The organism is Azospirillum sp. BE72 (assembly GCF_031455875.1).
Classification (GTDB): domain Bacteria; phylum Pseudomonadota; class Alphaproteobacteria; order Azospirillales; family Azospirillaceae; genus Azospirillum.
The window spans coordinates 1-11,507 of the sequence record NZ_JAVDTO010000035.1 but is presented as its reverse complement, the minus strand read 5'-3'; the positions used below and the strand labels follow the sequence as shown (position 1 = coordinate 11,507).

General features: G+C 62.0%; 10 protein-coding genes. 3 read left to right on the top strand and 7 right to left on the bottom strand.

Annotation, left to right across the window (positions count from 1 at the left end; genetic code table 11):
- Nucleotides 1–196 precede the first annotated feature (196 nt).
- From J2Y49_RS32160 to J2Y49_RS32150, 3 genes are read left to right on the top strand one after another with little or no spacing between them, the layout of a single operon-like run.
- Nucleotides 197–757: a recombinase family protein gene (locus tag J2Y49_RS32160; RefSeq protein ID WP_310119821.1), complete on the top strand. Its 561-nt coding sequence runs from the start codon at nucleotides 197–199 to the stop codon at nucleotides 755–757.
- Nucleotides 758–767: 10 nt separating this feature from the next.
- A complete protein-coding gene (locus J2Y49_RS32155; RefSeq protein ID WP_310119822.1) occupies nucleotides 768–2,402 on the top strand; it encodes an IS481 family transposase in 1,635 nt (544 codons plus the stop codon).
- Nucleotides 2,396–3,367 carry an AAA family ATPase gene (locus J2Y49_RS32150; RefSeq protein ID WP_310119820.1) on the top strand — a complete coding sequence of 324 codons (972 nt, stop codon included), beginning with the start codon at nucleotides 2,396–2,398 and terminating at the stop codon, nucleotides 3,365–3,367. The genes J2Y49_RS32155 and J2Y49_RS32150 overlap by 7 nt, the downstream gene beginning before the upstream one ends.
- Before the next feature lie 325 nt (nucleotides 3,368–3,692).
- On the opposite strand, the gene J2Y49_RS32145 is transcribed toward J2Y49_RS32150, so the two are convergent.
- From J2Y49_RS32145 to J2Y49_RS32115, 7 genes are all read right to left on the bottom strand, one after another.
- Nucleotides 3,693–6,860 (bottom strand): conjugal transfer protein TraG N-terminal domain-containing protein, encoded by a 3,168-nt coding sequence (locus J2Y49_RS32145; protein WP_310119818.1) that lies wholly within the window; start codon nucleotides 6,858–6,860, stop codon nucleotides 3,693–3,695.
- A 6-nt stretch (nucleotides 6,861–6,866) separates the two neighbouring features.
- Nucleotides 6,867–8,285 (bottom strand): conjugal transfer protein TraH, encoded by a 1,419-nt coding sequence (locus J2Y49_RS32140; RefSeq protein ID WP_310119816.1) that lies wholly within the window; start codon nucleotides 8,283–8,285, stop codon nucleotides 6,867–6,869.
- Nucleotides 8,282–9,280 carry a conjugal transfer protein TraF gene (gene traF, locus J2Y49_RS32135; RefSeq protein ID WP_310119814.1) on the bottom strand — a complete coding sequence of 333 codons (999 nt, stop codon included), beginning with the start codon at nucleotides 9,278–9,280 and terminating at the stop codon, nucleotides 8,282–8,284. Before traF ends, J2Y49_RS32140 begins: the two co-directional genes overlap by 4 nt.
- A gap of 297 nt (nucleotides 9,281–9,577) precedes the next feature.
- Entirely contained in the window at nucleotides 9,578–9,745 is a 168-nt protein-coding gene (locus tag J2Y49_RS32130) for a hypothetical protein (RefSeq protein WP_310119812.1), read from the bottom strand.
- A 14-nt stretch (nucleotides 9,746–9,759) separates the two neighbouring features.
- Entirely contained in the window at nucleotides 9,760–10,281 is a 522-nt protein-coding gene (locus J2Y49_RS32125) for a hypothetical protein (protein ID WP_149226306.1), read from the bottom strand.
- A 108-nt stretch (nucleotides 10,282–10,389) separates the two neighbouring features.
- Entirely contained in the window at nucleotides 10,390–10,671 is a 282-nt protein-coding gene (locus J2Y49_RS32120; protein ID WP_149226305.1) for a hypothetical protein, read from the bottom strand.
- A gap of 128 nt (nucleotides 10,672–10,799) precedes the next feature.
- Nucleotides 10,800–11,198, bottom strand: a complete 399-nt coding sequence (locus tag J2Y49_RS32115; RefSeq protein WP_149226303.1) for a hypothetical protein — start codon at nucleotides 11,196–11,198, stop codon at nucleotides 10,800–10,802.
- Between the last annotated feature and the right edge of the window lie 309 nt (nucleotides 11,199–11,507).

Sequence of the window (11,507 nt, the reverse complement as noted above, 5' to 3'; positions counted from 1 at the left end):
ATCACCGACGATGTGGTCGAGGCCGCGCGGAGTACGCTCGTCATCGGTGCCACATAGCGCTGGAGAACGACCGCCACCTATCTCTGAAGGTCACACGTCGCGCCGCCGCCGATGTGGTAAAGAAATCAGGTCAGTCTTTCATCGTCTGGTATCGAGCGCGCACCACGGGTTTCCTGCCCAACCGGGGGCTTGGCCCATGCTGATCGGCTACGCACGGGTATCTACCGACGATCAGAACCTGCATCTTCAGCGGGATGCACTCGGCGCGGCTGGATGCGAGAGGATCTTCGAGGATCGCCGCAGCGGTGCCAGGACTGACCGCCCCGGTCTTGCCGCCGCGCTCGACGTGGTCCGCCGGGGCGACACGCTGGTCGTCTGGCGGCTCGATCGGCTGGGTCGGTCCCTGAAGGACCTCATCGAGCTGGCCGAACGGCTCGATGCCGCCGGCGTCGGGCTGCGCAGCCTACACGACGCGATTGATACAGGGTCGAGCGGCGGGCGGCTGGTCTTCCACATGTTTGGGGCGCTCGCCGAATTTGAGCGCAACCTCGTGCGGGAGCGCACCCAGGCCGGGCTCAGCGCGGCCAGGGCCCGTGGCCGGCTGGGCGGGCGCCGCAAGGTACTGGACCCTGACAAACGCCGGCTCGCCGTCCAGCTCTATCAGGAACGCAAGCATACGGTGATGGAGATCTGCCGGCTCATGGGGATCTCCAAGCCGACACTGTACGCCTACATCGAGGAGATGGCCGGTGAGTGACGGGCGGCGGATCCCGGCCGAGGCACTGGTGCATCTGCGCCGCCGGCTGGACACGCTGCCGCCCCGTCATCCCGACCGTGCCGAGATCCTGCGGTCGGCCAGGGAACTCTACGGCGTGTCCCGCGCCACCCTCTACCGCGCCCTTCAGCAATCCCTTCGGCCCAAGGCCCTTCGTCGGGCCGACCGGGGAAAGCCGCGGAAGATGCCTGCCACGGAGATGGAGCGCTATTGCGAGATCGTCGCCGCCCTGAAGCTGCGGACCACCAACAAGAAGGGCCGCCACCTGTCGACGGTGCAGGCGATCCGGCTGATGGAGGAGCATGGGGTCGAGGCCCCGGAGGGGCTGGTGCAGCCGGCGCCGGGCACACTGCACAAAACCACGGTCAACCGATATCTGCGCGTGTGGGGGCTGGACTATGCCAGGGTGACCCGCGCGCCGGCGGCCGTGCGGTTTCAAGCCCGACGGTCGAATGAGCTATGGCAGTTCGACATGAGCCCATCGGACCTGAAACACGTCAAGCAACCGCTCTGGATCGAGCCCGGCCGGGGAGCGCCCACCCTGATGCTGTTCAGCGTCGCCGACGATCGCAGCGGCACCGTCTACCAGGAGTACCGGTGCGTTTACGGCGAGGACGCGGAGTCGGCCCTGCGCTTTCTCTACAACGCCATGGCGCCCAAGCCAGAGGAGGACATGCCCTTCCAGGGCATCCCCGAAGCGATCTACATGGACAACGGCCCGGTCACCCGCTCGCGCGTGTTCCAGAACGTCATGGCCTGCCTGGGCGTCAAGGTGATGACCCACCTGCCGGCAGAGAGCGACGGCCGGCGCACCACCGCCCGGTCGAAGGGCAAGGTCGAGCGGCCGTTCCGCACCGTCAAGGACGTCCATGAGACGCTCTACCATTTCCACGAACCGCAGGACGAGGCGGAGGCGAATCTGTGGCTGCGCCGCTACCTCGTCCGCTACAACGCCCAGGATCACCGGTCGGAGCCGCACAGCCGCATTGAGGACTGGGTGCGGCACCTGCCGGAGAAGGGCTACCGCGAGATGTGCGCTTGGGACCGGTTCTGCGCCTTCGCGCGAGAGCCGGAACGACGCAAGGTTGGCATCGATACCCGCATCACCGTCGAAGGCGTGGCCTACGAGGTCGATCCGGACTTGGCCGGCGAGGAGGTGGTGCTCTGGTGGGGGTTGTTTGACCAGGAGCTCTATGTCGAGCACGGCGACCGGCGGTATGGGCCCTACGGCCCGGTCGGGGGCCCCATCCCGCTGCACAAGTACCGCAAGCATCAGAAGACCAGAGCCGAGGAGCGGGCCGACCGGGTGGCTGAACTGGCGGAGCGCATCGGCCTGCCGCGCGCTGCCCTGGACGGCGGGACCTCGCCCCTGCCACCCCCCGTCACGGCACCGGCTCCCAAGGTGGCCTTCACCGATCCGGACCCCTACCGCACCTTGACCTTTCCCGACATCATCGCGGCCAAGCGCGCGATTGCCGGGGAGATCGGCTTGGCGTTGGCGAAGCTGCCGGTTGAGGACCGAACCTGGATCGACGCGCTGGTGCGGGAGACCCTGGCCAAGGATGAGGTGCTGACGAAGGTGCGGGCGTACTTCAGACAGCGGACGGGAGGGGGCGGGGCATGCTGACGGAGGTCATGGAGCATTTCAGGTTGGAACGGGACCTGCTGATGGCCGGGTATTACGAAACCGACCATCACCGCCAGCTCATCAAGGATGTGAAAGCGTCCATCCTGGCGGGACGCTTGGTGGCGGTCGCCGGCGTCGTCGGCAGCGGCAAGACAGTGCTGCTTCGCCGCATTCAGGACGAACTGACCCGCGACGGGCGCGTCACGGTGTCGAAGAGTCTGTCGGTGGACAAGGATCGCACCACCATCCCGACCCTCATCACCGCGCTGTTCCATGACCTCTCTCCAGACAAGGACCCAAAAATTCCGACCCTCGGCGAAAAGCGGGAGCGCGAACTGCAGCAACTCGTACGGCGCGGCCGCAAGCCGGTGGCCCTGTTCGTGGACGAAGCGCACGATCTGCACGGCAAGACGCTGATCGGTCTGAAGCGGCTGATGGAGGTGGTGGCCGACGGCGGCGGCATGCTGTCCGTCGTGCTGGTGGGCCACCCCAAGCTTCGAAACGATCTCCGGCGTCCGACCATGGAGGAGATCGGCTACCGCTCGGTGGTGTTCGAGTTCGACGGCATGGCGGGGAATCAGCTCGCCTACATCCGCTGGCTCCTCGCGCGCTGCGCCGGCGAGGGCATCGACATTGACGAGCTGATCGAGACGGCGGCCGTGGAGTTGCTGGCCAAGCGGCTAAAGACCCCGCTCCAGATCGAGCAGCACCTGACCCTTGCGTTCGAGGAAGCGTACCGGATCGGAGACCGGCCGGTCACGGCCCAGGTGGTCGAGAGCATCTTGTCACGTCAGCTCGATGATCTGGAACCGCGGCTGACCCGCCATGGCTACAGCGTACGCTCCCTGGCCGACCAGTTCAGCGTCAAGCCGGCGGAGATCCGTCAGTTCCTGCGAGGTGAGCTGAGCGGTGTCCGGGCGCAGGAATTGACCCAGCAGATGCAGGCGGCCGGGCTTCCGCTCTGACCGATCTTGTCTCACGGATTGCGGGCCGGCCCCCATGATCTCAGGTCCGTCTCAAACAATGCGCCTCCCGTCTCACGCAATGTGGGCCAGAGCCCGTGTCCCGTCTCAGGAAATCCGGTCCCGGAGTCGGTCAAAATCTCGGGTCCGATTGCCGATGATCTCGGGCCGCTACACTTAAGGCTCCATTTTTGTCGGCGGCGTGCTGCCAAAGCGGTCGAATATGCTCGTGACTTGTTGGGGGCAGAAAATGAACGCGCCCGGCCGTCGGTGTTCGACGCCGGGCGGTATGGTAGGAACTAGCCAGGATGCTGACGGCCAGCGTCTATTAGTTTGCGCGCCCCTGAGCCAAAGTTCCTGGCGGCCGACTTCCTGCGACTCCAGTCGATGGTTGTTTCGGCGGGGGCGCCGCTTCGACGTCGCCTGTCGAGGGGTGCCCGTTCCCTTGCATCAAGGGAGGAGCGTTGCTTGGCGCCTCAGGTGAGCTGGTGGATGGCGAACCCTGCGTCGCTTTGGGTTCCACATTGATGCCAACCATATGACCGGGATCATGCTGGAAAGTTTCATAGCTACTCCGAACCAAAGACGGGTTGTTGAACCGGGCTTGGCCAGGGGCCATATCTTCCCGCACTCGCGACCGCGTTTTGTCGTGCAGTTCTCCGGTACCTTGCACAAACGGATCGTCGTTGAACTCCTTTCTGTGACGGACCTCAGTCTCCTCAAACCGCTTCTCGAGATCAGCCCGTGTGGGCATGTTTGGCTGGTTCGCTCCGTTGGTGTGACCGACGGCAGGGATGGGCTTGCTGCCATCCCTTCCTTGATCTTCTGATTGCGGCAGCGGCTTTCTCCCGGTGGACCCTTCCAGGTCCTGGCGATCCGGCATCTTTGGCTCACCCGCGGCTTTAACCTGTCCAAAGGCGGGGATTGGCTTTCTGCCAACCACACTTTGAACTTCCGCTCGTGGCTGGGGGATTCCAGCAGCGGACTCTTCTAGATGTGCATTACGGGACGGATCTCCCATGGGATCGCTATTATGATTTGTTGCGCCCGAGAGCAAGCCGAGCAATGCAGCCTTTCTGTCAGCAACTTCAGCGGATGAACTCGCGGAAGCTCCTTGCATTTTGTTCTGGTTGTTCAAGGTCATTAAGCCGGCGTAGGTAATAGCGTCTTCTCTGTTGGCGAATGCCTTTGTGATTGCTCCACCAGAACGCTCGTCCATACGGATCAGAGCGTCACGAGCGCCCTTCAGGTTGCGACGCTCCAGTTCTGCTTCAAGCCGCTCCCTGCCACCATGCTGTTGGTTGATCGAATTGACTGCTTGACCGGCGGAGATCGTCTGGCTGGTTCCAAAGGACCGGGCAAGGCTGTCTGCCCTCTGGTAGGCCTCCTGGGCGGTGAGGGCTTGCTGAGCGCTTTCACTCAGCGTCTTTTGATGGCTTTCCGATAGGCTGCTGGTGAAGCTATTCTGACTAGTATCAGCAGCTTCACGCATTGCGGTGTCGGTCAGCGCGCCGCTGAGCTTATCGTTCCGGCCAAATTGAGCTCTGATCGACGCCTCGATCTGCGCCGCAGCTGAATGTCCGGCTGCCCCGCTCATTTGGTCAGTTACCTTGCCTCCAGCTCCAACGCTGACGCCGGCTTCAACTCCACCTTTAACCGCACCCCCAAACGCTTCGCCAAGTTTGAGACGTAACCCGGGACTGATGTTCCCTGTAAGGCCATACTCCAATGCAGCAGAATTGATGAGTTGGGTTTTAACGTCATCGCCACGGGAAAATCTATCAGTCACGTCCTTCATGCTACTCGAGACCAGCTCATAGGTCTTGCTGCCCTGAAACGCCGACCCCGACTTGAATAGTTCGCTGTGCCCGGTCTGATATTGCTGAACAGCTTGGGTGCCAACCGTCGATGCGAGGTTGCTGGCAAAGGTATGCGTCTTAGCGTCGGCGACACTCTTGGTCGACGACTCCGCACTCTGCGCCAACGAGCCGACGTTGAAGGACGTCAACATTTGGTCAGCCCCGCTGGCCATCGTCACGCGGCTCGAGTCACCGGTATAGCTCGGCGCCATCTGGTATTTGGGTGTGGCATTGAACGTGTCCCGGGCCACCTTATCCTCTTTGATGAAGTCGCCACCCTGAAGGCGTCCAGCTAGGTGCGTGGCGGCTACGGACCCACCGTAGATCAGCATGAGTGTCAGCGCCGGGACCGACGAGGCTAGCATTTCACCAGTGGATATCCACTTCTGCAACGCACCGTCGGCGGCCAAAAGCCCGTTCATGGACCCGAGTGAGAAGCCGGAGTCTTCAAGCCCTCCCAACCGTCCCGTTAGGCTCATGTGAATGAACAGGTTCACGATCGCGAGCACAGGCATCCACAATTGAATCCAGAGCAGCGTCAGGACGTACTTGCCGGCAATCGATATGCCCAGGGGGCCGAGCACCACGAGGAACCCCATGATCGGCGTCACGGCGTAGGTGAAGCCCTCCAGGAAGGTTAGCATTGGCCGAACGATGCTCCGGAACATCGAGGCTTCGCCAATCCACGACATCGCACGCTGGTTCTTCGCGTCCTCGATCATCTTGGCGTAGCTGAAAGCGCGGTCCTCTTCCGACCTTGCCACCGCGGCGCGCTCGAAAATCGGCTGCAAAATCGAAGTGGTGACGAATTGTGTTGGCGTAACTGCCGTGACTCCAAGAGCAAGGAGTGCGTCCCCGATCTTCGCCGGTACGTCCGAGGCTGGCACATTCAGCACCGACGGAAGCACCTTGCCCAAGTAATCTTGGACAACGACGGGCGTGATCGAAGCAAGCCGAGCATGTGCTTCGGTGCAATCGTAGTTTTGGGATCCCGAGCTGCCGAGCCACAGTTCGGCCATCCATATACGGGAATCAAACTTAAGTGCAGAAACAAGCTCTGCAGAGTTGTATATCGTATGTGGGTCGATCACGCCCGAACTCAAGCCGGTCATTGTGCAGCGTTGAATGTAATCGGTCCACGACCTCTCGAAGTTTGATGAACCCCCTGCAAATCTGTTCGCGGGACCAAGCATCAACGGGTCCCCCGAGTGAACCCGAACTTTCTTCAACACTTCGAGTGAGCTTCCATAGCCATGCTGAGTCATTGCCGGCATCGAGAACCCTTGCTCGAAGAGCACAGTGAGTTGATATCCGATCTCGGAAATGAGCGAACCGCCAGCCGCAACGCCAACCGGCACGTTAGCAACGGGGCGAACTTGGCCGGTGTAGGCATCGGTTACGACAACGGTCGTCGACGGTCCAAAGAGAAGTGAGAACACGACCCATCCGAGAAAGACCTTCTGCCAATCGATGGCCCTCGCTCCTGCTGCAACCGCTTGAAAGCACACAAGCAGGGCTCCGAGCAAAAGCCCGATCTGAGCCACAGCATAAAATTCCCCGGTGCCGACGATCATCGCTACGGCATTCAAGATCTCAGCAAGAAACGCGCTGTCGCCAATGCTATTAATATTCCACATTTGGCGTCATTCCCTCGCGACCGGGCCAGTTGCGGCGTAGCGAATTTTCTGCGTGATATCCAAAATAGAGAGATAATCCCGGAAGATCTCGGTCGGGTCACCGATCTGTCCCCGAACCTGCTGCTGCTGAGCTCGAAGATCGGTACGTGAATCCCGAAGGAGCGCATCCAGTTCCTTCGCGTGCGCGTCATCGGATACCTTCACGGCAGCCTCGACGGCTTTGATCATATCGTCCACCATGAGCGCCGCCATGTCATAAGCAAGGTGAGGGATGGCCCGCTCGGTCAACGCCACGGCACCCATCCGTCCATGCTTTGCCAACTGGAAGATCAGCCCAGCCAAGCCATAACGCTGCGGGGAAAGGAATGCCTGGTCCGCCGCGCTCAAAGTGCCTTGGTTGTCCGCGATTCGGTGCACGAGTCCAGGAGCGCCACCGCTTCCATCCAGGAGCTTTTCCTCCAGCATCTTCCTAAAGCCTTTGATAACCATCGTTCCCATGGTCGGGTTGATGCAGCCATCTGCAGACTTTGTATCGCACCGAAGCACGGTGACGGATTGACCGTTTGTGCCTTCCACCAAGTCACGAAAGCGGATCTTGTTTCCCGAGATAGCTGAGTATCGCGGTGACTGCTTGCCGCCCCCCGCGTCAGTCATGTCGCCAACAATGACCGTACCGGCGACGTTCATCATCGCCTCCAGCATCTCTTCGTCACCACCAACAAACCAACCGCTGACAGCATGCTTTTTGAGGGCGCGCCAAACGATGTTGCCCTTAACTTTCTGGGAAAAGTCATCCGGCGCGTTTTCTGCGGCCTGTTGGGTCGGGCCCTTGCCGCCGGATGTCGTCCAGGATTCGAAAATGTCGCCAATGCCCTTTGTGAAGCTGATCTTGGACGCTTCGGTTTCCTGCTTCTTTAGCGCCGCGCCCAAGGTGTCATTGACGATACCCTGCGCCAATTGGCAGCTGTTACCAAAGAACTGGTTGAGTTGCTGGATCTTCTTCTGGATCTGCTCAATGATCGCCGCGCAGTCCTGACACATCGAGCCCAGCGCGAGTTGGAAAGCGTAGCCGGCGGCGTTTGCGGCAATGCCGCGCATCAGCTGCACGAACTGATCGGCGTTGATGAAGCTGAACGAGCCGCCGAACAGATCGATGCCGCCGCATCCCGCTTCAAAGCTCGGCGGCACAAAGGAAACCAAGTTCTCATTCATGATCCGGTTCTTGGCAGTAAACTGTCCGCCGGCCAAAACGCCGCGCCGCTGCGTCTCCCAAACGCCAGGAGCAGTCGTGTTGCTCATGGCGCCGAACAGCGAGTCCATCTGGCTCTGCAGACCGGCGGCCTGCGGCTGTACCGGGGGCGCCATGACGGTGAGGCACGCGCCTACTGTTACCGCGGCGACTATCTTGCGGGCGATCTTGATCATTGCCTCACCATGGAACGAAGGTGTTTGACGAGTTGAGCGGGGTCGGCGGCGATCTCAGGAGGCATATCGATCTTCGCGGGCAGCATTGGCCCGTTGTCGACGGCACGGGTCTTGTTGAACGCGTTCTGGTCGATCCAGCCTGCGTTGAGGGCGCCGGTGAGGATGCGCCGCCGCAGCTCGTGCAGCGATAGGACACCACGGGCGATGGTCTGAACGCCTTCCGGCGGGCGGACCAGGACCAGGGTCGGCGTGCGCTCCACGCCCAGCTTTGCAGCCTGCCCTGTGTCCGCCCGGAAGTTCGGAAACTGCCCACCAGGCAGGGGTTTTCCATCAAGGCTGATCGGCGTGATGTGGAAGCCATAGGCGCGTTCCAGCATCTCGAGGACCGGCGCCTGCTTGTCGCAGTAGACGCAATCGCTTCGGTAGAAGAACCAAATGCCGGCCTGCTGCGCGATCTCCTTCAGCTCCGCGTCGGTGGCCTCCCCAGCCACGGCGTTCATCTCGTTCGCGGCGAAGGTCGCGGTCGGACGACGGCCTGTCTCATCCAATAGCGGATCGCCCACGACAACGCGCTGAGCCATATCCGTGAAAGCCGAAGCCTTGTCCATGGCGAGCCGCTGAATGACGTAGTAGGCGCGCACGTTCTCGGCGCTGGGTTCATCCAGCGCACGGTCCCGGTACTTGGGCAGGTTCTCCCGTAGCCAAGCGGCCGAGCCGAAGGCGGGCGGTTCCGGGACCTTTGGCTGTTCTAGGGGCTGCGGAGGCGGAGGAGGAGGTGGTGGGGTCGCCGCCGCTGGCGGCAGTGCGGGCTCTTCCTTTTTTGGGGGCGGCGGTTCCTCGTCGGGCTCCGGCTGGACCTCATACCAGAACCAGCCGCGCTCCCGATCGCCGAAGAAGCCCGCGGACTGTGCCTGCTGCTGGGCCGACGCAGAAAAAGCCATCGAGCCAGCGAGCAAGGCGGCAGTGGTGCTGATGAGGGCGGAGCGTATCGTCATGTCCGCAAAGCTACCTTTCCAGACCCCTCTTTCGCGCCGCCGAAAGGCGCGGGAAATCGATGTCTTTCTCGGGCGTGCGCAGTCCGATAAAGCTGGACATGCATGGGGCGCAGCAGCGACTGTGCGTCGTCTTTGCCTGGATAGGCATGCCCCGCACTTCCTATCGACCGGCTGGAATGAACAAACGAAAGAGTGCTGCGGTCTCGGAGTTCATGCAGAACACCGAGACCACAGCGGGTTAACCCCCCCGGATTTGAAGGCAGTGCCTCGCGATCCGGTGCGATGATATGGGCGACCTCAGGCGGCCTCGATCCGCGCCGCGGCCTCCTCAAAACTCAACCCCGTCTGCATGAGGTTGAGCATCTCCTGGAATTGGCTGGTGTCGGTTATCCGAACCACACCCGACGTCTCCTCGCTGATAATGTTGCCGTCGTCGTCGAGGGTCTGAATGGTGACACTCTGCATCATCCTTCCCCCTTTCACGTAGCAGCCGGCGCGAGTACGCTCGGGCCTGTGACGGTCACCTGCCAGCTGGCTCCATACAGCGCCGCTTGCTCTTCCGCCTTCTGTTTGGCTTCCCGGAGCGCCGTCGCCGCAGTTAAGTATGACCGCGGCCACCGTTCCTTAATGGAGCGAGGTTTGCACCCCTCAGCGGTGACGGTCACGAACCAACGAAACTCCCCATCGTAGGGCGTGACGCCGTACGCGATGACGACACGCTCGGTGCCTTGCGGACGGGTCTGCCCCGGTGGGAGTGCGTTGATCCAAATGGCCCGGTCGGCCGTTGATATCTTCCGGCCATCGTTCAACGCCTTCCCGGCGCCGAGGGCACCGTCTATTGCGTCCCATGCGTCGTCTCGGGATTCCCCATAGACCACGAAGTGGAACACTTCGCCCGTTGAGAGAACCTCGATGACGACGTGCCACACTGGCAGCGGGCAGTTGAAGATGTCGAAGAACGGCCCGATGATCTTATGCAGTGTGATGGACTGCTGTTGCATGTGCGATCTCGTGGTTGGGGCACACGCTCCCCGTATGGGGCATCATGTGCCCGCTTGGGGATGGCGCCGCCCGACCCCCAGGGGGAGCCGGACGGCGCGGATTGACGTTCAGGCGAGCCGCCGCGCCATGCGCGAGAAAGTCGCAACGGCTTCCTCACGGTTCAGACGAGGACTGAACCACTGGCGGACGCCTTCGGTGCTCGGCTTGAGAAAGACCCGGTAGTACCCGCCGGCGAGCGAAGCTTGCCGTTTGAGTTGGAGGGTCTCACCCGTGTAGACCGTGCGCTCCGTCACAACGACAGGCGCCGGCGGCTTGCTGAAGAGCTCGCCATCCGACACTTCGTAGAGGAACTGTGCGGTCAGCCCGATGAACTTGGTCAGCTTCTTCATGATGCACCTTGTCTGTGGGTGAGGCGCACCACTCCCCTTGTTGGGGCGAAGCGCGCCCCGATTGGGGAATGTAGCTGTGGCGGCCGGCCGGAGCCGGCTGTGGTTGCGAGCTCAGGAGAGCGTGACGATCAGGTCACGCTGCTGAACACGCTATTGAGGTCGATGCCAGGGGGATCGATGGCCGAAAGCGTCACGATTGCCTCGGCATCGGACCCGTCGGATTGGCGGATGCGCGCCAGATCGACCTCGTCTGCGCCCTCGGTGTCGTAGTCGATGATCGCGACCCCGAGATTGCCTGGGATGTTCTCACCGACGACGGCCTGGACAAGGCCGCCGTCAAGCACGATGGCCAGCCGGCGGGGAGTGTTGTTGGCGAGGATCGCTTCCAACGTCTCCAAGTCGGCCTGTATGGCGCCGGGTCCACTGTAGGTGAAGCCCGCGCTTGGACGGTCTGCGTGCTCCCGCAGGGCCGCGGTCACGCGTTGTAGGATATCTGCTGGAACGGATTTCAGCAGGTGGCCAGTCATGATGCACCTATTGGCGTCTAGGTTAGACGACGAGGCACACCATGCCCGAGGGGCAACGTGTGCCCCAGGGGGAGAGCTGATGAATGGCGGCGGGAGACGCCGGCGTCGTCAGGCGGCGCGGTTGTAGCGACCGCGAACCTGTTGAGCGAAGGATTGAGCTTCCGAGACGGCATGGCAGTAGCCGCTGTCAGCCTCATTTCGGTCGGTGAAAGCGCTGCTAGAGCGTTCTCAGGTTGCCTGGAATCGCTGAGGGGGATTCCCTTTGCCGCCGTAGCATGATTCGCTGCTCCTGGATTTCCGGTCTGGGGG